23 protein-coding genes are annotated in these 22,201 nt (G+C 66.7%); 15 read left to right on the forward strand and 8 right to left on the reverse strand.

Annotated elements, in window-relative coordinates; all coding sequences use genetic code 11:
• Nucleotides 1-76 precede the first annotated feature (76 nt).
• From FQK05_RS07745 to FQK05_RS07755, 3 genes are all read right to left on the reverse strand, one after another.
• Nucleotides 77-415 (reverse strand): hypothetical protein, encoded by a 339-nt coding sequence (locus tag FQK05_RS07745; protein WP_158965369.1) that lies wholly within the window; start codon nucleotides 413-415, stop codon nucleotides 77-79.
• Complete coding sequence (locus FQK05_RS07750) at nucleotides 415-1,413, reverse strand: DnaJ C-terminal domain-containing protein (protein ID WP_158965371.1); 999 nt, start codon at nucleotides 1,411-1,413, stop codon at nucleotides 415-417. Before FQK05_RS07750 ends, FQK05_RS07745 begins: the two co-directional genes overlap by 1 nt.
• A 97-nt stretch (nucleotides 1,414-1,510) precedes the next feature.
• Nucleotides 1,511-2,353 carry an LOG family protein gene (locus tag FQK05_RS07755; RefSeq protein WP_158965373.1) on the reverse strand — a complete coding sequence of 281 codons (843 nt, stop codon included), beginning with the start codon at nucleotides 2,351-2,353 and terminating at the stop codon, nucleotides 1,511-1,513.
• Nucleotides 2,354-2,706: 353 nt separating this feature from the next.
• Here FQK05_RS07755 and FQK05_RS07760 point away from each other — a divergent pair, with 353 nt between their 5' ends.
• The 3 genes from FQK05_RS07760 to dapD all read left to right on the forward strand — a co-directional run bounded on the left by FQK05_RS07760 (nucleotide 2,707) and on the right by dapD (nucleotide 5,361).
• Nucleotides 2,707-3,630 (forward strand): threonine/serine dehydratase, encoded by a 924-nt coding sequence (locus FQK05_RS07760; RefSeq protein WP_158965375.1) that lies wholly within the window; start codon nucleotides 2,707-2,709, stop codon nucleotides 3,628-3,630.
• Between the two features lie 198 nt (nucleotides 3,631-3,828).
• Nucleotides 3,829-4,449 (forward strand): glutathione S-transferase family protein, encoded by a 621-nt coding sequence (locus tag FQK05_RS07765; RefSeq protein ID WP_158965377.1) that lies wholly within the window; start codon nucleotides 3,829-3,831, stop codon nucleotides 4,447-4,449.
• Between the two features lie 84 nt (nucleotides 4,450-4,533).
• The gene (gene dapD / locus FQK05_RS07770; RefSeq protein WP_158965379.1) at nucleotides 4,534-5,361 is read left to right on the forward strand and encodes a 2,3,4,5-tetrahydropyridine-2,6-dicarboxylate N-succinyltransferase; all 828 of its coding nucleotides are present in this window, start codon (nucleotides 4,534-4,536) and stop codon (nucleotides 5,359-5,361) included.
• Nucleotides 5,362-5,645: 284 nt separating this feature from the next.
• On the opposite strand, the gene FQK05_RS07775 is transcribed toward dapD, so the two are convergent.
• Nucleotides 5,646-6,203 carry a TetR/AcrR family transcriptional regulator gene (locus FQK05_RS07775; RefSeq protein ID WP_158965381.1) on the reverse strand — a complete coding sequence of 186 codons (558 nt, stop codon included), beginning with the start codon at nucleotides 6,201-6,203 and terminating at the stop codon, nucleotides 5,646-5,648.
• An 86-nt stretch (nucleotides 6,204-6,289) separates the two neighbouring features.
• Between FQK05_RS07775 and FQK05_RS07780 the strand changes: the two genes are divergently transcribed.
• Together FQK05_RS07780 and FQK05_RS07785 are read left to right on the forward strand one after the other, a co-directional pair.
• Complete coding sequence (locus FQK05_RS07780) at nucleotides 6,290-7,141, forward strand: alpha/beta hydrolase family protein (RefSeq protein WP_158965383.1); 852 nt, start codon at nucleotides 6,290-6,292, stop codon at nucleotides 7,139-7,141.
• 268 nt (nucleotides 7,142-7,409) lie between these two features.
• A complete protein-coding gene (locus FQK05_RS07785) occupies nucleotides 7,410-7,775 on the forward strand; it encodes a hypothetical protein (RefSeq protein ID WP_158965385.1) in 366 nt (121 codons plus the stop codon).
• A 123-nt stretch (nucleotides 7,776-7,898) separates the two neighbouring features.
• Here FQK05_RS07785 and FQK05_RS07790 read toward each other — a convergent pair whose 3' ends face one another.
• On the reverse strand, nucleotides 7,899-8,306 hold the full coding sequence (locus FQK05_RS07790; protein WP_233270415.1) for a YbaN family protein: 408 nt from the start codon (nucleotides 8,304-8,306) through the stop codon (nucleotides 7,899-7,901).
• Between the two features lie 220 nt (nucleotides 8,307-8,526).
• Here FQK05_RS07790 and FQK05_RS07795 point away from each other — a divergent pair, with 220 nt between their 5' ends.
• Together FQK05_RS07795 and recO are read left to right on the forward strand one after the other, a co-directional pair.
• Nucleotides 8,527-10,104, forward strand: a complete 1,578-nt coding sequence (locus FQK05_RS07795) for an acetolactate synthase large subunit (RefSeq protein ID WP_325063859.1) — start codon at nucleotides 8,527-8,529, stop codon at nucleotides 10,102-10,104.
• 54 nt (nucleotides 10,105-10,158) lie between these two features.
• Nucleotides 10,159-10,893, forward strand: a complete 735-nt coding sequence (gene recO, locus FQK05_RS07800) for a DNA repair protein RecO (protein WP_158965387.1) — start codon at nucleotides 10,159-10,161, stop codon at nucleotides 10,891-10,893.
• A 33-nt stretch (nucleotides 10,894-10,926) separates the two neighbouring features.
• Here the strand turns inward: recO and FQK05_RS07805 are convergent, their stop codons facing one another.
• Entirely contained in the window at nucleotides 10,927-11,322 is a 396-nt protein-coding gene (locus tag FQK05_RS07805) for an META domain-containing protein (protein WP_158965389.1), read from the reverse strand.
• A gap of 3 nt (nucleotides 11,323-11,325) precedes the next feature.
• A complete protein-coding gene (locus FQK05_RS07810) occupies nucleotides 11,326-12,093 on the reverse strand; it encodes a sulfite exporter TauE/SafE family protein (RefSeq protein ID WP_158965391.1) in 768 nt (255 codons plus the stop codon).
• A 144-nt stretch (nucleotides 12,094-12,237) separates the two neighbouring features.
• Between FQK05_RS07810 and FQK05_RS07815 the strand changes: the two genes are divergently transcribed.
• A complete protein-coding gene (locus tag FQK05_RS07815; protein ID WP_158965393.1) occupies nucleotides 12,238-13,926 on the forward strand; it encodes an acyl-CoA dehydrogenase family protein in 1,689 nt (562 codons plus the stop codon).
• A 324-nt stretch (nucleotides 13,927-14,250) separates the two neighbouring features.
• Here FQK05_RS07815 and FQK05_RS07820 read toward each other — a convergent pair whose 3' ends face one another.
• Nucleotides 14,251-15,849, reverse strand: coding sequence for a phosphoenolpyruvate carboxykinase (locus FQK05_RS07820; protein WP_158965395.1), 1,599 nt, complete (start codon nucleotides 15,847-15,849; stop codon nucleotides 14,251-14,253).
• A 468-nt stretch (nucleotides 15,850-16,317) separates the two neighbouring features.
• On the opposite strand from FQK05_RS07820, the gene FQK05_RS07825 reads away from it, so the two are divergent.
• The 7 genes from FQK05_RS07825 (at nucleotide 16,318) to FQK05_RS07855 (ending at nucleotide 22,141) form a co-directional block, all read left to right on the forward strand.
• Nucleotides 16,318-17,016 (forward strand): response regulator transcription factor, encoded by a 699-nt coding sequence (locus FQK05_RS07825; protein WP_158965397.1) that lies wholly within the window; start codon nucleotides 16,318-16,320, stop codon nucleotides 17,014-17,016.
• A gap of 22 nt (nucleotides 17,017-17,038) precedes the next feature.
• Nucleotides 17,039-18,772 (forward strand): sensor histidine kinase, encoded by a 1,734-nt coding sequence (locus FQK05_RS07830; protein ID WP_158965399.1) that lies wholly within the window; start codon nucleotides 17,039-17,041, stop codon nucleotides 18,770-18,772.
• Between the two features lie 124 nt (nucleotides 18,773-18,896).
• Complete coding sequence (locus FQK05_RS07835) at nucleotides 18,897-19,331, forward strand: HPr kinase/phosphorylase (RefSeq protein ID WP_158965401.1); 435 nt, start codon at nucleotides 18,897-18,899, stop codon at nucleotides 19,329-19,331.
• Nucleotides 19,328-20,215: an RNase adapter RapZ gene (rapZ, locus tag FQK05_RS07840; protein ID WP_233270416.1), complete on the forward strand. Its 888-nt coding sequence runs from the start codon at nucleotides 19,328-19,330 to the stop codon at nucleotides 20,213-20,215. The genes FQK05_RS07835 and rapZ overlap by 4 nt, the downstream gene beginning before the upstream one ends.
• A 5-nt stretch (nucleotides 20,216-20,220) precedes the next feature.
• Complete coding sequence (locus FQK05_RS07845) at nucleotides 20,221-20,613, forward strand: PTS sugar transporter subunit IIA (protein ID WP_158965403.1); 393 nt, start codon at nucleotides 20,221-20,223, stop codon at nucleotides 20,611-20,613.
• A 104-nt stretch (nucleotides 20,614-20,717) separates the two neighbouring features.
• Nucleotides 20,718-20,987 carry an HPr family phosphocarrier protein gene (locus tag FQK05_RS07850; RefSeq protein ID WP_158965405.1) on the forward strand — a complete coding sequence of 90 codons (270 nt, stop codon included), beginning with the start codon at nucleotides 20,718-20,720 and terminating at the stop codon, nucleotides 20,985-20,987.
• Nucleotides 20,988-21,172: 185 nt separating this feature from the next.
• Nucleotides 21,173-22,141 carry a lysophospholipid acyltransferase family protein gene (locus FQK05_RS07855; RefSeq protein WP_407644499.1) on the forward strand — a complete coding sequence of 323 codons (969 nt, stop codon included), beginning with the start codon at nucleotides 21,173-21,175 and terminating at the stop codon, nucleotides 22,139-22,141.
• Nucleotides 22,142-22,201 lie beyond the last annotated feature (60 nt).

Genomic DNA, 22,201 nt, shown 5'->3' on the forward strand with positions numbered 1-22,201 from the left:
CCCCTGGGCAGGGGGCCGGGGGGCGGCAGGCCCCCCGCTTTGCCGGGCGCCGCACGCAGGTGCGGCGCAACAGCACTTAGCCGGCGCGCGCAGCCTTCAACAGCTCGACCACCCGCGCCCGGGTTGCATCGTCTTCCGCCTCCAGGGCCGACAGAACCGCCTTTAGTTCGGCACGCACGCCGTGCAGCTGGTCGACCAGCCCCATGACCATGGCCAGCGCGTCGGGTTCCAGCGCATAGGTCTCGGTCAATTCGCACAACAGTTCCATCCGGACCACGTCCAGCCTGCGATAGACACGGCCCGTGGCGCCTTCCATCGGGGCCACGACTTCGGCCTCGACGAAACGGGTCAGCTGGACCCGTGTCAGGGGCGCTACCGCCTCCAACACGTCTTCTTCGGTCAGGAATCCGTTCATCACATCTTTCCTCCCCGCGGGTCATAGCGGTGGTCCTTTGCCCACCGCTCCATGAACTCGGCCAGGTCCGTGTCGACGGTCTTGGGCATCCGGATCGACAGTTCCACGAACTGGTCGCCCCGCCCGGAATCCTTGCCGCGCTTCTTTGCGCCGCGGCCCCGCAGGCGCAGGGTCTGGCCGCTCGATGCACCTTTCGGGACCGTCAGGCCCACCGGCCCGTCGATGGTCGGCGTTTCGACCTTGCCGCCTAGCACCGCCTCGTCGATCGAAATCGGCAGCACGATGCGGATGTCGTCGCCATCGCGCGTAAAAACGTCATGCGGCCGGACCGACACGGTGATCAGCGCGTCGCCTGCGGCCCCCTTGCCATAGCCCTTGCCGCCCTTGCCGCGCAGCCGGATCACCTGGCCGTCGCGGGTGCCTTCCGGGATCTGAACCGCGATGGCGCCGCCTTCGGGCAGCACGATCTCGGTCTTGCCGCCCTTGACCGCATCCAGAAAGTCGACCTCCAGCGCATAGTGACGGTCCTGTCCCGGCATGTCGAAGTCGGCCTCCCAGCCGCGGCGGCCGCCCGTGCTACCCGTTCCGCCCATGCCGGCGCCGGCGCCCGCCGCCTGGCGGCGCAGGAATTCGGCAAAGATGTCGGATGCGTCGCCGAAATCCGGGTCCTGGGCCCCGGCGCCCGTGCTGGACCAGCGGGTGTTCCGGGACCGGTACGGGTTGCCCGGCTGTTCGGCATAGTCGCGATAGAAGTTCCGTTCCTGCCGCTGCTCCTGTCCCGAGGCGTCGATTTCGCCCCGGTCGAAGCGCGCGCGCTGTTCGGGATCCTTCAGAAGGTCATAGGCCGCGGACGCCGCCTTGAAGCGGGCCTCGGCGGCCTTGTCGTCGGGGTTCAGGTCCGGGTGGCAGGTCTTGGCGATCTTGCGATAGGCCTTCTTGATCTCGTCGGCCGTGGCGGTTTTCGTCAGTCCCAGCGCCGCATAGGGATCGGTGCTCATGGGGTCCTCGTGAAGCGTACTGTTGCCTAAAAATAAAGCATTTTTCGCCCGATTTTCAAGAGGCAGGCGGGCACAGGGGCCCGCCCGTCCCTTGGATCTAGCGTCCGGGAATGACCGAGCGGACGGTCGCGGGTTCCCAGCCTTCGATCAGGGCCATCGCCTCGTCCGCCGTGTCGACGAAGCGGAACAGGTCCAGATCCTCGTCCGCGATGGTGCCCGAGGCCGCCAGTTCCTTCCAGTTGATGATCCGCGTCCAGTAATCCGTGCCGAACAGCAGGAAGGGTACGCGTTCCATCCGGCCGGTCTGGATCAGGGTCAGCGCCTCGAACATCTCGTCCATGGTGCCGAAGCCGCCGGGGAAGACGCAGACCGCCTTGGCGCGCATCAGGAAATGCATCTTGCGCACGGCGAAATAGTGGAAATTGAAGCTGAGGTCCGGCGTCACGTACTCGTTCGGCGCCTGTTCGTGCGGCAACACGATCGACAGGCCGATCGAGATGCCCCCGGCCTCGGCCGCGCCGCGGTTGCCGGCCTCCATCACGCCGGGGCCGCCTCCGGTTGCGATCACCCAGTCGCGGCAGCCGGACATCAGCGACTTTTCGGTCATCAGCCGGGCGAACTTGCGGGCCTCGTCGTATTGCGCCGACAGTTCGGCCAGCATTGGCGTCCGGGCGCTGTCCTTGTTGGCGGGTTCGGGGATCCGGGCGCCGCCGAAAAGCACCACGGTGCTGTCGATGCCGCGTTCGTCCATCAGCAGGCCGGCCTTCAGCAGTTCCAGCTGAAGGCGCACCGGGCGCAGATCCTCGCGGCACAGGAAGGATTCGTCCGCGAAGGCCAGGCGATAGGACGGCGAGGCCGACTGTTCGGTCTGCGGCACGTGGCGCGCGGCATCGATATCGGTCGGTGCGTCCCGGAAGGGATGGTTCCGTTCGTCTTTCATTCCATACTCCGCGCCGGTCGCGTCATGCCCGGCGACATGTCTGTCACATGGTCCCGGGGCGGGACAAAATCCAGACCGGGGATCCTGCCATGCCACGGTTAAGGATGCCCTTCCGGGCCAGAGTCACGCCATCGCCCAGCCCGTGGTCGGGCCCCCAATCCCGTCAGGGCGCCGCCGCGCCGGGTGAAATCGCCGAAATCAGCGGCAACAAGGGTGGGGCTGCCAAGAAATGCGCCAAATCCGAAGGATCCGCAACCGGCGGCTGCCGGTGTCATGGGCTTGTGCCATGGGCTTGCATCCGCCGCGGCCCGCGGCAAAGGTCGCGCCGGCAGATACCGGACAGGAGCATCGACATGGGCTGGCAGGACGAGATCGAGGCCGCGGCAGCGCGGATCCGGGGCCATGTGGTGCGGACGCCGGTGCTGGAGTTCGACGGCTTCGGGCTGGACCGGCCGGTCGCGCTGAAGCTGGAACAGATGCAGCATACCGGCAGCTTCAAGGCCCGTGGCGCGTTCAACACGCTGCTCAGCCTGGATGTGCCGGAGGCGGGGATCGTCGCGGCCTCGGGCGGGAACCACGGTGCGGCGGCGGCCTATGCGGCCTCGCGCCTGGGTCACCCGGCCAAGATCTTCGTGCCGGAAATGGCGGGCGCGTCGAAGATCGCACTGATCGAACGGGCCGGCGCCGACCTGACCGTGGTGTCCGGTGCCTATGCCGACGCGCTGGAGGCGGCGCTGGAACACGAGGCCCGCACCGGCGCGATGCAGATCCACGCCTATGACGCCCAGCCGACGGTCGCGGGGCAGGGGACATGCTTCCGCGAGTGGGAGGAACAGGGGCTGGAGGCCGACACCGTCCTGATCGCGGTCGGGGGCGGCGGCCTGATCGGTGGCGCGCTGGCCTGGTTTGCAGGACGACGGAAGGTGGTGGCGGTGGAACCCCGCACCTCCTGCGCGCTGAACGCGGCGCTGGAAGCGGGTGGGCCGGTGGATGTCGAGGTCTCGGGCATCGCCGCCAATGCGCTGGGGGCCAGGCGGATCGGATCGATCTGTTACGATCTGGCGGTCGAATACGGTGCGGTTCCGGTGCTGGTGGAAGACGATGCCATTGCCGCAGCCCAGCTGGCCCTGTGGCAGCAATTGCGGCAACTGGTGGAGCCTGCAGGCGCCGCGGCGCTGTCGGCGCTGATGTCGGGGGCCTATGTACCCGAACCGGGCGAGAAGGTTGCCGTTCTGGTCTGTGGTGCCAATCCGGCGCCGGATCCGCTTGGGGTGTGACAGCCGATACAGAAGATTGCCGACCCGTCCGGCCGCCCGCCGGGCAGCGGCCGACCCGTCCCCGCCGTTTCAACAAATGCCGGCCGGTCTGCGACCGCTCCGCTGGCCGCCCGCTGCCCTTCTTGCTGTTCGACCGACGTTCCGCGACCTAGGGTGCGCTTGCCCGAGACAGATGTCGCGAAAGGGAGCGCCCGGCCGATGACACTTCGCCTGCATGTCTACCCGCCCAGCGTCTATTGCCAGATCGCCCGGATGACGCTGGCCGAATGCGGGGTGCAGGCAGAGTTGGTTCCCTGCGATCCCTTCAGCGGGACCGTTCCTGAACATCCCTTCAACCGCGTGCCGGTGCTGGACCATGACGGCATCCGGATCTTCGAGACGACGGCGATCCTGCGCTATCTCGACAGTCGCTTCGCCGGCGGGCGGCTGACGCCGGCCGAACCGCTGGCCGCGGCGCGGATGGTACAGGTGCAGGCCGTGGTCGATTGCTACGGCTATTGGCCCATGGTCCGGCAGGTTTTCGTCCATGGCGCCAATCACTCTGGGGATGCGGACAGGGCGGACCTGGCCGAAGGGCTAGGCGGTGCGGCCAGGGTGCTGGACGTGTTGGAGCGGATCGCGGCCGAAGGGCGGGTCCTGACCGGGGCCGGGATCACGTTGGCCGACTGCCATCTGGCGCCGATGATCGGGTTTCTGGCCCGGGCGCCCGACGGCGCGGCGCTGCTGGCGGCCCGTCCCATGCTTTCGGCCTGGTTTTCCCGGGTGAGAACCCGTGACAGCTATCACCTGACCGACCCCAACCGGGTCATGAAGGGATGAGGTCTTAGCAGGTTGTCGGTTGGCCCGCGGCGCTCTATAGCCGGGCCGAAGCAGATCTGCCGTAGATTTCCAGGGGAGTGAACCATGTCGAACGCCCAGCTCGAAACTGCCATCGAAGCCGCCTGGGAGGCGCGCGATACCATCACCCCCGCGACCACGGGCGAAATGCGCGAAGCCATCGAGGACACGCTGAACGCGCTCGACGGCGGCACCCTGCGCGTCGCTGAAAAGCAGGATGACGGATCCTGGCACGTGAACCAGTGGGCCAAGAAGGCGGTGCTGCTGGGCTTCCGGATCAAGGACATGGAACCCCACACCGGCGGGCCGCAGGACGGCACCTGGTGGGACAAGGTCGACAGCAAGTTCAAGGGCTGGGGCGACAACCAGTGGAAGGCCGCGGGCTTCCGCGCCGTGCCGAACTGCGTCGTGCGCAAGTCGGCCTATATCGCCCCCGGCGTGGTGCTGATGCCGTCCTTCGTGAACCTGGGCGCCTATGTCGACAGCGGCACCATGGTCGATACCTGGGCCACCGTCGGGTCCTGCGCGCAGATCGGCAAGAACGTGCACCTGTCGGGCGGCGTCGGCATCGGCGGCGTGCTGGAACCGATGCAGGCCGGTCCTACGATCATCGAGGACAACTGTTTCATCGGTGCCCGGTCCGAGGTTGTCGAGGGCGTGATCGTCCGCGAAGGTTCCGTCCTGGGCATGGGTGTCTTCCTGGGCCAGTCGACCAAGATCGTCGACCGCGCCACGGGCGAGGTCATGTATGGCGAGGTGCCGCCCTATTCGGTGGTCGTCTCAGGCTCCATGCCGTCGACGGGCGGCGTGAACCTCTATTGCGCGGTGATCGTGAAACGCGTCGATGCGCAGACCCGGTCGAAAACCGGCATCAACGATCTGCTGCGGGACTGATCCCGAATTGCCGGATGGCGGGTCCGTCGCGGGCCCGCCGACCGGACGGACAAGATGCGGGGACGGGGCCGGCCAATTACCGGTCCGCTGCGTGCGACGCGGACCGTCCGTAAGATGCCGCCGGGCCGGGCTTGTGACCGGTCCACCGGCGCCATGACGCCGCTGCCATGGGCACAGGCGATGGCCGCCCGGGCGCGGTGGCCTGGGTCCGGCGGAAGACTGTCGAACAGACCGTGAAATTGATCGTGAAACAGGCCGCCGCTGCCGGTGCCCCCGGGCTGCGGTCAGACCCGCAATCCGGCGCGATAAAGCTGTGCCAGCCGTTCGAAGGGCCGGGCATTCTGTTCGGCGACGGCCAGCAGCCAGGCGCCTTCCATCTGCATCAGAACCAGGTCGGCCACGTCATGCGGTGTCGGATGACCCAGCCGAGCCGCGTGCATCACCAGGCATTCGCCCCAGCTTTTCAGCACCTGTCGCGCCGCCTCGCGCAGCTCCGGCTCTGACGTCGAGGCCTGCAGGACGCTGGCCACCGGGCAGGCCTCGATCATCTTGCCGGGTTGCAGGAAGTCCGCGATCTCGTCACAGAAGGCCGCGGCGCCGGCACCGAAACTGTCCGCGTCCCCGAAGGCGCGGTTGACGATCTTCTCGACCGTCCGGCCGGCGGCCAGCGTCGCCTGCGTGGCCAGGTCCCGCTTGCCCCCCGGGAAGTGATAGTAGAGCGACCCCTTTGGCAGGTCGGCGGCCTTCAGGATCTCGGCCAGGGCCACGCCGTGATAGCCCCTCTGCCGGAACAGCAGCGCGGCGGCACGGATCAGGGCGTTTCTGTTTTCCGAAGTGACCATAGGTCCATTTTGCACCCTGTAGACCACATGGTCTACGGTCTTCCTGGACCATGCGGTCTACAGCGAGTCGCGAAGGATTGCACGCCATGTCGGACAGGACGCAAAGGATCGAGATCGAGGCCGAAGGCGCCAGGCTGGCGGGCCGGTACATGCCGCCCGAAGGCGACGTCCGGGCGAACCTTGTCCTGCACGGGGCGACGGGCGTGCCGCAGCGGTTCTATCGCAGCTTTGCCGACTGGGCCTCGGGGCAGGGCATCGGAGTCCTGACCTATGATTACCGGGATTTCGGCGAGTCGCTGCACCGCAGGCTGAAGCACAGCGACACGACCTTCGCCGACTGGATCCTGCGCGACCAGGCCGCGGCCGAGGCGGCACTGGCGGACATCGCGCCGGACGGGCCCTTGTGGATCCTGGGCCATTCGCTGGGCGGCTTCGGCACAGCCTTCCGCGACTATGACCCGCGGGTCGAACGGATTGTGACCGTTGGAACGGGACGCGTCCACGTGACCGACCATCCGTGGAGCTATCGCCCGCTGGTCATGGCGTTCTGGTTCGGGATCGGGCCGCTGGCGACGACGATTGCCGGTTATCTGCCGGGCCGTAGGATCTTGTTCGGGGCGGACCTGCCGGCGGGCGTCTACTGGCAATGGCGCCGCTGGTGCGTGCGACGCGAGTTTTTCTATTCAGATGTCGGCCGCAGCCTGCCGGAACCGGACTTCGCCCGTTCCGGCCCGGAAATCCGCCTGTTCACCATGTCCGACGACGTGGTCGCCCCGCCGGTGTCCGTCCGCCGCTTTGCCGATGCCTTCGCCCCGGGCCGCGCGGCCTATCGTGAGCTGAAACCGAAGGAATTCGGCATCCCTGCGCTGCGCCATATCGAGGTGCTGTCCCGTCTTGGCGCCCCCGCCTGGCCCGCGCTGCTGGGGGTCGAAGACTGAGGCCGGCGCGGACTGCGCAATTATTTTTACCATCTGGTCAAGAGTCCACTGTGCCGGCGGAACGCCGTATTCCAAAATTTGACCAGGCGATAAAAATTCTAACGGGACCTTTCCCATTGCGCCGGCCATTCGTGATCATCGCCAATTTTGACCAATCGATCAAAATCCCATTGCCTTGAACCTGCCTGGTCGGGGACATGCCCTTTCCGGCCCTTCCGCGGGCAGTCCAAATCCTGTACGGCGGGGGCGCGCAAGGATGGGGCGAGAGATGTCCGAGAAGGTGAAACGTCCGCAGGAGGTCTTTACCCTGCTGGTACAACTGGGCCGCAAGGCCGGCGATGGCCTGCCCGAAGGGGCGACAGGCGCGGCGCTGATGGTCTATGCCTCGGGCGTGGACGAGGCCGAGGCGGTGCGCGAGACGGTGGCGATCCTGAAACAGGCCGACACAGCACCCCTGGACGTGACCGGATACGGCACGCTGGCCGAGCGCGAGGCGCAGGGCCACGAGATCGACGAGGAAGAGCGCGCGCTGATGGACCGTGCCCTGGCCGAGAATTCGGTGATCGTGGCCCAGATGACGCCGTTCTTCGGGGATGACGGATTCGACGACGAGGACGACGACGAAGACGAATAGGCGGTGCCGTGCGTGGGGACCACGCACCCCGCGGGACCGCCCCGGCGGTGTTGCGGTGTTGCAGTGTAGGACGGGGTTTACCTACCGTCCCCGGTCAGGCCGCGCGGCGGGGTAAACCCCGCACTATGCGGTGTCTCCCGGGCCGTTTGGCCTGGTCAGCACGAAGGTCGCGGCGCCGCCCAGGCAGATGCCCTGGATCAGCAGGATCCACCATTTCAGGCCCATGACCAGGCTGAGCAGGAAGACGGCGCCCATCATGGTGCAGGCCAGCGCCTTGGATCTTGGCGCGATGGCGCCGTATTTTTCCCAGTCGGTGATCAGCTTGCCGAAGATGTGGTGATCGACCAGCCATTGCCGAAGGCGCGGAGAGCCCTTGCCAAAGCAGAAGGCCGCCAGGATCACGAAGGGCGTCGTCGGCAGGACCGGCAGGGCGACGCCCAGTATTCCCAGCCCCAGGGCCACGAAGCCCAGCGCCAACCAGACCGCGCGCCGGATATGGGGCAGGGCCGGTTTGACATGTTTCAGCGGCAAGGTCCGACTCCTTCGCGGCGGGCGCTGCGGCAAAGTCTAATGCCTTTCCGGGACGACATGCACCGGCTTTCGTGCCGTGTCGCGGGATTGCGCCCGCGGCAGTGCGGATCGGAACCGGGCGGAACGGTCGGGGGCGGGTGCCGCCCTCGTGCCCGCCCGGGCTACGCCGCGCGCGGGCAGATGAAGGCTTTCGGCAGGGCCGCGGCCGTGTCAGAACACATTGGTTAACGAACTGGAGGAAGAGGCCATGCCGAACGGGGCCGATCTGCTGTGCGATACGCTGCTGCTGAATGATGTCGATGTCTGCTTTGCCAATCCCGGCACGTCCGAGATGCACTTCGTGGCCGCGCTGGACCGCAAGCTGGACATGCGCTGTGTGCTGGGCCTGTTCGAGGGCGTGGTGACGGGGGCGGCCGACGGCTATGCCCGCATGACGGGGAAGCCGGCGGCGACGCTGCTGCACACGGGGCCCGGCCTGGCGAATGCGCTGGCCAACATGCACAATGCGCGCCGCGCCAATACGCCGATGGTGAACGTGGTTGGGGACCATGCGTCCTACCACCTGCCCTTCGATGCGCCGCTGACCTCGGATATCGAGGGGCTGGCCCGGCCGATGTCGCGTTTCGTGCGCCGGATCGCCGGGGCCGACGACGTGGCCACCGCAACGGCCGAGGCGATTGCCGAGGCGCAGCGCCCGCCGGGGGGCGTGACGACCCTGATTCTGCCGGCGGACGCGGCCTGGACCGATCCGACCGTCTATCGCCCGGTGAAGGCCGACCTGCGGGCGCCGGCGGCCCCGGATGCCAGCCGGGTCGCGGCTGCGGCCGCGGCGCTGCGCGCTGAAGGTTCGGCAACCGTCCTTCTGCTGTCGGGAGATGCGCTGCAGCCGGGGGCGCTGGACCATGCCTTTGCCATCGCCGCGGCGACGGGGGCCGAGGTGCTGGGCCAGCAGGCGAATGCCCGGCTGGAACGGGGAACGGGCCGTCACCCGCTGGAACGTGTGCCCTATGTCGTCGACATCGCGGTGAAGCGCTTTGCCAAGGTCCGGCAGGTGATCCTGGTCGGAGCTGCGGCCCCGGTCGCCTTCTTTGCCTATCCGGGCAAGCCGTCTTCGATCCTGCCGCCGGACTGTGCCGTCACCACACTGGCCGCGCCCGAAGACGATACGCGCGCGGCCCTGGCGCAGCTGGCGGACACGCTGGGTGTCGCACCCGCGCCCGCATCTGCACCCGAGCCGATGGCGGACCTGCCGACCGGCGCGATCACGCCGCTGAGCCTGGCGATTGCCGTGGGACGGGCGCTGCCCGACAACGCGATCCTGTGCGACGAATCCGTCACTTCGGGCCGGGACCTCTTTGCCCATACCCACGGTGCCGCGCCGCATACCCATCTGCAACTGACTGGTGGCGCCATCGGGGAAGGCCTGCCGCTGGCCGTGGGCGCGGCAGTGGCCTGCCCGGACCGCAAGGTCTTTGCCCTACAGGCGGATGGCAGCGCGATGTACACGAACCAGGCGCTTTGGACGATGGCGCGCGAAAACCTGGACGTCGTCGTCATCCTGCTGTCGAACCGCCGCTATGCCATCCTTCAGGGCGAACTGGCGGCCGTGGGTGCCGGCACGCCGGGCCGCAACGCCCAGCGGATGCTGGACCTGGACCAGCCGGCGATCGATTGGGTCTCGCTGGCGCGGGGCATGGGCGTCGACGGCGCGCGCGTGGAAACGACCGAGGCGCTGGCCGACAAGCTGGCCTATGCCACGGCGCAAAAGGGCCCGTTCCTGATCGAGGTCATGATCTGAGTTGACCTTGGCCCCTGCCCGCGTCCCTATGGGGCGCCGGGCAGGGAGTAGACGGTGGACTGGCGTGACACGGGCATCCTTCTGACGGTGCGCCGCCATGGCGAGGCGGCTGCAATCATCGATGTCTTCACCGAAAGCCACGGCCGCCACGCGGGCGTGGTGCCGGGAGGCGCGGGCCGCCGCCTGTCGCCCCTGCTGCAGCCCGGGGCCCAGCTGGACGTCAGCTGGCGCGCGCGGCTTGAAGACCATATTGGCACCTACACGGTCGAACCCCAGCGCAGCCGTGCGGCGGCCGCCCTGTCGGGCAGGCTGGCGCTGGCAGGCTTGAACGCGGTGACGGCGCTTCTGGCCTTCACCCTGCCGGAACGCGAGGTCCATCCCGCGCTTTATGCCCGGACCGAACCGCTATTGGATCTGCTGGGCAATGACGACCTGTGGCCGCTGGCCTATCTGCGCTGGGAGCTGGCTTTGCTGGAGGAACTGGGGTTCGGTCTGGACCTGACCGCCTGCGCGGTAACCGGCGCGACCGAAGGGCTGGCCTATGTCTCGCCCCGCACCGGCCGGGCGGTGTCACGGGCCGGGGCGGGCGACTGGGCCGACCGGCTGCTGCCCCTGCCGCCGATCCTGCGCGGCGAAGGCGACGCCGGGGATGCCGAGATTGCCGAGGCCTTCCGCACCACCGGCCATTTCCTGGAACACCGCGTCGCCCCGGCGTTGGGCAACAAGCCGTTGCCGGAGGCGCGCGCGCGCTTCGTCGACCTGTTCAGCCGGCGGTCGGCGCGGTCCTGAAACCGGCCGGGTCCGCTCAAACGCCGAAGCGGGTCAGTCGACCCCGGGCCGGGCCCCGAAGACCATCGAGAAATCGTCGGGCCCGTTCAGGACCATGTTGTTGCCATCGAGGGTCATCGACGTCACGACGCCCAGGGCGTTGAAGAACGCCGTCTCCTCCTGCATCTCCGGGCAGGCCATGCGGGTCGAGGCGATCGGACCGACCTGGAAGGCGGGAGGCTGCGACTGAAGTTTGGCACTGTACTGGTTGCAGGGTGCCGCGCCGCTGATGCGGCCGTCGTCGCCGAAGATCAGCGTCGCCTCGGACGGCGGGAAGGCTTCGCCGTTCAGGGCCTGAAGGACCCAGGTCTTGCCGGTCAGGTCGTCGGCAAAGGCCGCTCCGGCGGTCAGGATGCAGGCAAGGCCCAGGGCGGGAAAAAACTTGTACATGGTCTATCCGATCAATCCGCGACGCACGAGGTTGAAGCCCGCCACCGTCAGCACGACAAGCGTGATCTTGCGGAAGGTCTCCTGTTCGATCCTGTCATGGATGCGCCCGCCGATCCACATGCCCGCCAGCGCAGGTGCCAGCAACGCGATGGACAGCGGCAGCGTGGCCCAGCGCAGCACGCCCGACCCGATATGTGCGATCAGCAGCGCCACGGCGCCCAGACCGTAGATCACGCCCTGGATCCGCACCTGGTCCGATTTCGGCGTGTTCAGCGCCGTCAGGTACAGCACCGTCGGCGGCCCCCAGACCCCCGACAGGCCGCCGATGAAACCGGCGATCCCGCCGATCGCAGCCTCGATCCAGGCCTTGGGTTCGTCCAGCGAGAAGCGCAGCCCCAGAAGCTGGATCAGCGCGAAGAAGGAAATCGGGACGCCGATCAACAGCAGCAGCGCCTGCACCGACAGGACGGTCACCAGCTGCGCGCTGAGAAACAGGAAGATCCCGCCCACGATCAGGAACACCCGGAACCGCCCGACCGAGGACCAGGCTGCCGCCGGCCCCTGCCGCAGCGCCTGCAACGCATTGGTTGCCACCGTCGGCAGCAGCAGGCCCGCCAGTGCCAGCTCGGGCGGAAGGAACAGCGTCAGGCCCGAGATCATGATCATCGGCATGGCAAAGCCTACCATGCCCTTGATCAGCCCGGCCAGAAGCGCGATGCCGAAAGCCATGACGATTTGCAGCGGAGTGATGAGGTCGAGAAGTCCGGTCATGCCTTCCATTGGAGCATCGCCGCGGCCAAGTGCAAGCGAATAGAGCGCGCAACTATAATTCGCATTTGCGTTGCGGGTTGTGTTTATGTTGCGCTGCACCTGCGAAATGCTTAGGTCCAACGTGATGAACAAAGGATGTGATTCATGGCCCATGACGGACAGGACGTAACTCTTTCTGCCGGCGATCCGGCGCTTCCCGATCTGATCGAGCTGACCCGCGCGGCTGTCGCGCCGGCCGAGGCGATTCTGGATGCTGCAACTGCAAGACTGAAAGAGGAGGTCAGCGTCGAGGGCCGGGTCTCTGTCGCGCGGGTCGAGGCGGAACAGACCGCGACTCACGGGCTGGCATGGCTGGCCACTTATGTCGAAAGCCTGCGTCAGATGCAGGCCTGGGCCGACCGCCTGTCCGGCATGGGCAAGTTCGGCGAGGCGGAACAGCTGCTGCTGCAGATCGCCTTCGGGGAATACCTGGCGCAGATCGCGGGCGGCATCGCCATGAACCAGGGCGAGATCGTGCGCCCGCAGGACATGGGTCTGGCCCAGTCGGATCTGGGTGCCCTGGCCGTGCCCGCGGTCGAGACGCTGATCGCCCGGGGCAACACCCAGGCCGCGCGTGCGCGGCTGGTCGAACTGCTGGTCGAACAGAGCGCCAATACCACCTTCGGGAATACCGGCCTCGACGAAGAGCTGGAGATGATCCGCGAACAGTTCCGCCGTTACGCGGTGGAGAAGGTCGAGCCCTTCGCCCATGAATGGCACCTGAAGGACGAGCTGATCCCGATGGAGACCATCGAGGAACTGTCGGAAATGGGTGTCTTCGGTCTGACCATCCCGGAAAACCTGGGCGGTCTGGGGTTGGGCAAGGCATCGATGTGCGTCGTGTCGGAAGAACTGTCGCGCGGCTATATCGGCGTTGGCTCGCTGGCAACGCGGTCCGAAATCGCGGCCGAGCTGATCCTGGGTGGCGGCACCGACGAACAGAAGGAAAAGTGGCTGCCGCTGATCGCCAGCGGAGAGATCCTGCCGACGGCTGTCTTCACCGAGCCCAACACCGGTTCGGATCTGGCCCAGTTGCGGACGCGGGCGGTGAAGGAAGGCGACGATTATTACATCACCGGCAACAAGACCTGGATCACCCACGCGGCCCGGACCCATGTGATGACGGTGCTGGCCCGCACCGATCCGGCGTCCAAGGACCACCGCGGCCTGTCCATGTTCCTGGCGGAAAAGACGCCCGGCACCGACGAGGATCCGTTCCCGACCGAAGGCATGACCGGCGGCGAGATCGAGGTGATCGGCTACCGCGGCATGAAGGAATACGAACTGGGCTTCGACCGCTTCAAGGTGAAGGGCGAGAACCTTCTGGGCGGGGCCGAAGGCCAGGGCTTCAAGCAGCTGATGCAGACCTTCGAAAGCGCCCGCATCCAGACCGCGGCCCGCGCCATCGGCGTGGCCCAGGCGGCGCTGGACCTGGGCCTGCAATACGCGCAGGAACGCAAAGCCTTTAACAAGGCGCTGATCGAGTTCCCGCGGGTGTCGAGCAAACTGGCGATGATGGCGGTTGAGATCATGATCGCGCGCCAGCTGACCTATTTCTCGGCGGCCGAGAAGGACCAGGACCGGCGCTGCGATCTGGAGGCCGGCATGGCCAAGCTTCTGGGCGCGCGCGTGGCCTGGGCGGCGGCGGACAACGCACTGCAGATCCACGGCGGCAACGGCTTCGCGATGGAATACAAGATCAGCCGTGTCCTGTGCGACGCGCGCATCCTGAACATCTTCGAAGGCGCGGCCGAGATCCAGGCCCAGGTCATCGCCCGGCGTCTGCTGGGCTGACGCCCGCCGAAAGCCGGACGAACGACGATCCATGGGACCCCCGGGCTTCGGCTCGGGGGGCTGCGTTTCAGGGGCGCGGCGGGGTGAACCCCGCACTAATCAGAGTTCCAGCCGCGTCATCTTGCAGAGGCCGGACCGCCTCCGGCGGGAGTATTTTTGAAAAGAAGAAGCCGGACGCGCGCTTCTGACTTCTTTGGTCTTCAAATATCCCCGGGGGTGTCCGCCCAAAGGGCGGGCGGGCGCAGAGCCCCCGACCTGCAAGGGACGAAACGAAAACACCCGGCCAGGTGGCCGGGTGCATGATCTTTGACGAAGGGTGCGGCGTCAGCCGATGGCGACGGCCTTCACGTCGTCGTCGATGTAGGGGACATATTGTTCGAAATTGTCCGCGAACATCTGCACCAGCTTGGCCGCCTGCGCGTCATAGGCCGACTTGTCTTCCCAGGTGCGGCGCGGGTCCAGCAGGACCTCGGCCACGCCCTGGACTGCCACCGGAACCTCGAAACCGAAGTTCGGGTCCTTGCGGAACTCGGCCTCGGACAGCGACCCGTCCAGCGCCGCGGTCAGCAGGGCGCGGGTGGCGCGGATCGGCATGCGCGAGCCGGTGCCGTAGGCGCCGCCGGTCCAACCGGTGTTCACCAGCCAGCAGGTCGCGCCATGGGTCGCGATCTTGTCGCGCAGCAGGTTGCCGTAGACTTCCGGGCGACGCGGCATGAAGGGCGCGCCGAAGCAGGTCGAGAAGGTGGGTTCCGGCTCGGTCACGCCGCGTTCGGTCCCGGCCACCTTCGAGGTGAAGCCCGACAGGAAGTGGTACATCGCCTGCGCCGGCGTCAGCCGTGCGATCGGGGGCAGGACCCCGAAGGCGTCGCAGGTCAGCATGATGATGTTCTTCGGATGCCCGCCAAGGCCGGTGTCCGATGCGTTCGAGATGTACTCCAGCGGATAGGCGCACCGCATGTTGGCCGTCAGCGAGTCGTCCTCGAAGTCGAGATCGAAGGTTTCCTCGTCGAAGACCATGTTCTCGATCACGGTGCCGAACTTCTGGGTCGTGGCATAGATCTCGGGCTCGGCCTTGGCCGAGAGCGAGATCGTCTTGGCATAGCAGCCGCCTTCGAAGTTGAAGGTGCCGCGGTCGGACCATCCGTGTTCGTCGTCGCCGATCAGCGTGCGCTTGGGGTCGGCCGACAGCGTGGTCTTGCCGGTGCCCGACAGGCCGAAGAAGACGGCGGTGTCGACCGGGTTGCCGATGGCGTGGTTGGCCGAGCAGTGCATCGGCATGATGCCCTGTTCCGGCAGCAGGTAGTTCAGCAGGGTGAACACCGACTTCTTGTTCTCGCCAGCGTATTCGGTGCCGCCGATCAGGATCATCTTCTTGTCGAAGTTCAGCGCGATCACGGTATCGGTGCGGCAGCCGTGCTTGGCCGGATCGGCCTTGAAGTCGGGGCAGTTGATGATCGTGAAATCCGCCACGAAATCGTCCAGCTCGGCCCGGTCCGGGCGGCGCAGCAGGTGTCGGATGAACAGGCCGTGCCAGGCGAGTTCGGTCACCATGCGGACCTTGATCGAGCAGGTCGGATCGGCACCGCCCACCAGGTCCTGCACGAAATATTCGCCGCCCTTCATATGCTCCAGCATGTCGGCTTCGAGCACGTCGAAGGCGGCCGGTTCCATCGGGGCGTTGTTGTCCCACCAGATCTTGTCGGCGACGCCTTCGGTCTTGACGACGTGTTTGTCCTTGGGCGACCGGCCGGTGTACTTGCCGGTGGTCACGAGGAATGTGCCGCCCTTGCCGATCTGGCCTTCGCCGCGTTTGACCGCGGCCTGCATCAGCGCCGGCTCGATCAGGTTGTAGTGGACCGTTCCGATCCCTTCGATGCCCTGGTCTTCAAGGCGGAAATTCGGGTTGACCCGTCCGGATGTCATGCGCGTCGTCTCCTGTGCCGGCGTATTTACGTGTCGCGGGGACATGTCGGTCCTACTCCTCCTCCCGCCAAAATGGCGGTGCGGGGACCGATAGACGGCTGCATAACATGTCGTCTCCGGCCATGAACAGGACGGTTTTTCGCAGTTAGCGCCACCACTTCGCAGGTTAGCGCAACCACCCGGAACGGCCCGGTGCGGGTGGCGAAACCTTGCCCATCCTCCGTGTCCCGACCCGGGAAAATCCGTGTCGACCTTCAGGTCCTTGCGAAAAATGTAACACTTTCTTGGCGATATCGCGACGAAACTGGGACCGAAGCCCGGCGGCGAGATTGATTCGCAAAGGCAAAACACCGGTATCGGGCAAAAATTGGGCAACCGCGCAGGAAGGCGCCAAAAAATATCGGATTGGCCGGATCCCGGGGGCAGGCGGGCCGGATCGATGACGTCTATGGTCAAGGGGCAAGGGTCATGTCGAAGATCGCGCTGGTCGACGATGACAGGAATATCCTGACATCTGTCGCCATGACGCTCGAGGCCGAGGGTTTCGAGGTCGAGACATTCAATGACGGGCAGGCCGCGCTGGATGCGTTCAGCCGGCGGCTGCCGGACATGGCCGTGCTGGACATCAAGATGCCCCGCATGGACGGAATGGACCTGCTGCAGCGGCTGCGGCAGAAATCCCGGATGCCGGTGATCCTGCTGACCTCGAAGGATGACGAGATCGACGAGGTGTTGGGCCTGCGGATGGGGGCCGACGACTATGTGAAGAAGCCGTTCTCGCAGCGGCTGCTGGTGGAACGGATCCGCGCCCTGCTGCGCCGGCAGGACACCCTGATCGGCGAGGGGCAGGAGGCAGTGGCGGGCCCGGTGCTGGAACGGGGCGACCTGCGGATGGACCCGGCACGCCACGCCGTCAGCTGGAAGGGCGCGGACGTGTCGCTGACCGTCACCGAATTCCTGTTGCTTCAGGCCCTGGCCCAGCGTCCCGGCTTCGTCAAGAGCCGCGATCAGCTGATGGATGTCGCCTATGACGACCAAGTCTATGTCGACGACCGGACCATTGACAGCCACATCAAGCGGCTGCGCAAAAAACTCCGGACGGTCGATGCCACCTTCTCGGCGATCGAGACGCTTTACGGAATCGGATACCGCTATACCGGGGCCTAGCGCCTTGGCGGGCTATGCCGATATGTCCGCCGATCCGGACCAGGCCGGGCCGGCGCCGGTCGGCGGCACTGCGGACGACAGGAGAGCCGGCGACACTGGCGACAAGGCGGGGGCCGAAGATGCGGCAGGGGACGCCGGGACAGAGAGGCCGGAAAGACGCCGGATCTTTAGCCTGCATATCTCGCCGCTGACGCGACGGATCGTGACGCTGAACCTGATCGCGCTGAACGTGCTTGTGGCGGGGATCCTCTACCTGAATGCCTCGCGCGAGGGGCTGGTGCAATTCCATGCAAGGCGCCTGACCGGCGAGGCGCAGCTGATCGCCAACGTGATCGAGGCCCGGTTGGCCCCTCCCGGCGGGATCAGGCCAGACGGCCGGGCAAAGGTCGACGGTGCGACCATGGCGGCGGCCCTGCAGGACCTGACCCTGCGGGAGGGGCTGGATGTCTTCGTCTACGACACGGACCGGCAACTCATGGGCCAGACCCGGGGCGCGGGCCTTCGGGGCAGGGCCGATCCGGGGGCAGAGGGCATTCTTGCGCCGGACGGTCTGGACCGGGCGGTGTCGGGTCTCTGGTCCGTGCTGTCGCGCCCGCAGGGGCCCGGGGCCCATCTGTCGCTAGATACGCAGTTGCGGCGCATGGTGGACCGGGCGCTGCCCAGCGATTCCCAGATCGGGATGGGGCTGGAAACCGATCGCGGCCGGGTGATCGCCAGCGTCGTTCCGATCCGCGGCGGCACGGGCCATGTCGGGGCCGTGGCCGTGATCAGCCCGACCGGGGAAATCGATGCGCTGGTCCGGGTGGAACGGCAACGGGTGCTGCGGATGTTCATCGTGGCCCTGCTGGTGTCGGTCGGGCTCAGCCTCGCGCTGGCGTCCACCATCTCGAACCCGCTGGCCGCCCTGGCCGAGGCGGCAGAGTTGGGACGCGATCACGACCGGCGGCGGCGCAGGCCCGGCCGCATCCGCATCCCCGACCTGTCGGCCCGCCGGGACGAGATCGGGCGCCTGTCGGCGGCCCTGCGGGGCATGGTGGGCGCGCTTTACGACCGGATCGATGCCAACGAACAGTTCGCCGCCGATGTCGCGCACGAAATCAAGAACCCGCTGGCCAGCCTGCATTCCGCCGTGGGCACCCTGCGCATGGTCCGCGACGACCGGCAGCGCGACCAGTTGCTGGCCGTGATCGAACACGATGTGCGCCGGCTGGACCGGTTGGTCAGCGACATTTCGAATGCGTCGCGGCTGGACGCGGAACTGGTGAAGGAAGACCAGCGGGAATTCGACCTGCTGCGGATGCTGGGCAATCTGAATGCCTACCTGGCCGAGGACGCGGGCACGAAGGGCATCGACTATTTCACCGACCTGCCGTCGGAACCGATCCGCATTCACGGGCTGGAGGCGCGGCTGGCGCAGGTCTTCGTCAACCTGATCGCGAACGCCATTTCCTTCTGCGAGGAAGGCGATGCGCTTCGCGTCTGGGTCCGTCGCCGCCAGAACCGCGTGTTGGTCGTGATCGAGGACACCGGCCCCGGCATCCCGGAGGAGGCGCTGTCGAACATCTTCAAGCGCTTCTATTCCCAGCGCCCGCCCCAGCATTTCGGCAATAATTCCGGGCTGGGCCTGGCCATTTCCAAGCAGATCGTCGAGGCGCATGGTGGCGTGATCTGGGCGGAAAACATCCGCCCCACCGACGCCGATATCGGTTCCGGCCCGATGGGGGCGCGGTTCGTGGTGGGCCTGCCCGCGGGCTAGGCCCGGGGACAGGCAATGGGATGGGCCATGGGATGGTCCACGGATCGGGCCGGCGGATCGGGCCTTCGCGCCGCAGGGGCCGGCGGCCCGACTTGCGCTAGGTTGCGCGGGGGAGGCCGGCACGATGACCGACGAGATCAGACAGGAGGTGGCCCATGCGACCACGGTGGCCTTCGACCAGGGCGCCGTGCTGATCCTGGGTGCCTCCGGGTCGGGCAAGTCCGGGCTTGGCCTGTCGCTGATGGCCCTGGGCGCGCGGCTCGTGGCCGACGACCGGACGGTGCTGACCGTTGACGGCAAGGAAATCGTGGCCTCCGCACCGCCGACGATCCGTGGCCTGATCGAGGCGCGGGGCGTCGGCATCCTGAATGCGCCCGTGGTGGACCGGGCGCCGGTCCGACTGGTCGTGGACCTGGACCGGACCGAGACCGACAGGCTGCCGCCGGTGCGCCATCGCACAGTCGTGGGGCAATCTGTGCCCTTGCTTCACAAGGTGGACAGCGCCCATTTTCCGTCAGCCATTCTGCACTACATCGCCTGGGGGAGACGCGAGGAATGACGACGACCTTGTCCATGTCCAGCTCGAAACTCGTCCTGGTGACGGGACCCGCGGGGGCCGGCCGGTCGACGGCGATCAACGTCCTGGAAGACCTGGGCTTCGAGGCGATCGACAACATGCCGCTGGGCCTTCTGCCGCGCCTGTTCGACGGTCCGGTCCGCCCGGTGCAGCCCATCGCGCTGGGCATCGACACGCGCAACCGGGATTTCGCGACCACGGCGCTGCAGGACCTGATCGTCGAACTGCGCGCGGTGGCGGGGACCGAGGCGACACTTCTTTACCTCGACTGCGCGCCCGAGGTTCTGCTGCGCCGCTATTCCGAAACCCGCCGTCGCCACCCGATGGCCCCGGGCGAGACGCCGGAACTGGGCATCCGGCGGGAACTGGACCTTCTGGCGCCCCTGCGGGAACGGGCGGACATCCTGATCGACACGTCCGAGCTGAACGTTCACCAGCTGCGGGACGAACTGAAGACCTGGTTCGCCACCGGCGACGAGGGCATGCTGGCGCTTTCGGTCCAGTCCTTTTCCTACAAGCGGGGCTTGCCCAGGGGGGTCGACATGGTCTTCGACTGCCGCTTCCTGCGGAACCCCTACTGGAACGCCGCGCTGCGCGAGCTGGACGGGCGGGACCAGGCGGTGAAGGACCACGTGATGGGCGACGCCCGCTATGACGGGTTCTTCGACCGCGTGCTGGACATGTCCCGGATGCTGCTGCCCGCCTTCCAGGAGGAGGGAAAATCGCACCTGTCGATTGCCTTCGGGTGTACCGGCGGGCAACATCGTTCCGTCACCCTCGCCGAAGCGCTGGCGAAGGCCCTTGCGGCTGACGGAAGACAGGTGTCAATTAGGCACCGGGAACTAGAGCGCCGGCAGAACGGATAGGCAGGGTGATCGGCATCGTCATCGTTGCACATGGCGGGTTGGCGCAGGAATACCTCGCCGCGGTCCAACACGTCGTTGGGCCCCAGACAGGCATGCGCGCGATTTCCATCGAACCGGACCATGACCGCCTGGCCAAGCAGTCCGAAATCTGCGAGGCCGCGGACCTTGTCGACGAAGGCGATGGCGTGATCCTGGTGACGGATCTGTTCGGCGGGTCGCCGTCGAACCTTTCGCTTCGGGCCTGTGCGCCCGACAACCGGCGCATTGTCTATGGCGCCAATCTGCCCATGCTGATCAAGCTGGCCAAGAGCCGCCGTCTGCCTGTATCCCAGGCGGTGGCCGGTGCCCTGGAGGCCGGTCGCAAGTACATAAATTCTCAGGATATCCGCGACGATTGAAGCCGCGGTCTGCACGGGGCCGGCCGCGGGGAGGCGTGCCGGACCTCAACAGGGCGAAAACCGGGGAAAACCGGGTGCCCGATTGGGGGAGGAGAGGGGACAGAATGGCGAATCGGACGCTGAAGATCGTCAACGAAAAAGGACTGCATGCGCGGGCCTCGGCCAAGCTGGTCGAGGTGGTCGAGCGGTTTGATGCCACGGCAAAGGTGTGCCGCGACGGTATGTCGACGTCGGGCGACAGCATAATGGGACTTTTGATGTTGGCAGCCTCCAAGGGAACGACTATTGACGTTCAAACGGATGGGCCAGAGGCCGACGCCCTGGCCGATGCGCTCGAGGCGCTTGTCTCGGACAAGTTTGGCGAAGGGTATTGACCGGTGGCCGTCCGCGGTGCAGTGGCGGCGAAGGTCTGGCAGGGAATGCAGAACTGAACCGCTGATGGGATCCCGGAGATCTGCGCAGCGGCCGGATCGGAGAACGGTCGGACGGCAGCTAGGACGGATCCGGTGCACGGATCCCCATCGAAACGTCAGGCACATGAACTGAATGGTGAATGCCCGTGGTTGACAGCTATCACAACTCGCCAGGCATGGCGCGCCGCGGTCGTCCGGGGGGCAAGGGCCTTGGCACCGGCAAGTCCGTCGGCATTGGCAAGCCCAACCGCAAGACGGTCGAGGCACCCGTGATCACCGACACGGTTGATTTCAAGACCTATGACCGGCGCAGCCTGTCCTATGCCTCGACCTTCGACGACCCGTGGAAGGAACGCTTCATCCGCGTGATGGAGATGCTTACCGGCAAGCTGACGATCCTGCGGCTGATCAACAAGTTCGAAAAGCGCGGCGTGCCGCGGGGCCAGGACTTCTGGCGCGGCTGCCTGGATGTCATGGGCATCGAGCTGACCACGCCTCAGGAACAGCTGGAGCGGATCCCCTCCGAAGGTCCGGTGATCGTGGTGGCCAACCACCCGCACGGCATGGTCGACGGCATGATCTTCGCCGATCTGATCGGCCGGGTGCGGCCCGACTATCGCATCCTGACGCGCTCGCTTCTGACCTCGCTGGACGAGGTCGCCGGAAGCTACATGATCCCGGTGCCGTTCCCCCATGACGAGGACGCGCAGCGCAAGGGCGTGGAAATGCGCGCCAAGGCGATGAGCCATCTTAAGGACGGCGGCGTCGTGGCGCTGTTCCCGTCGGGCGTGGTCGCGCATTCGCAAAGCTGGTGGGGCCCGGCGATCGAGGCGGAATGGAACGTCTTCACCGCCAAGATGATCCGCCGGTCCGGTGCGACGGTGGTGCCGATGCGGTTCCCGGGCGCGAATTCGCGCATCTACCAGATTGCCAACCAGATCTCGCCCATGCTGCGGCAGGGTCTGCTGCTGCACGAGATCGTGCATGCGCTGAACAAGCCCCAGGGCCCCATCGTCGGCCATCCGCTGTCGAAAGAGGTCGTGGACGGCTGGGCGGACGATCCGCGCGGCTTCATGGCGTGGTTGCGCGAATACACGCTGGCCCTGAAGAACTGATGCCCTGAAGAACCAGGGCGCGACGCCTGCCGTCCCGCCGTGCAACGGTTTTGAAAAACC

Source organism: Chachezhania sediminis (assembly GCF_009765275.1).
GTDB lineage: Bacteria > Pseudomonadota > Alphaproteobacteria > Rhodobacterales > Rhodobacteraceae > Chachezhania > Chachezhania sediminis.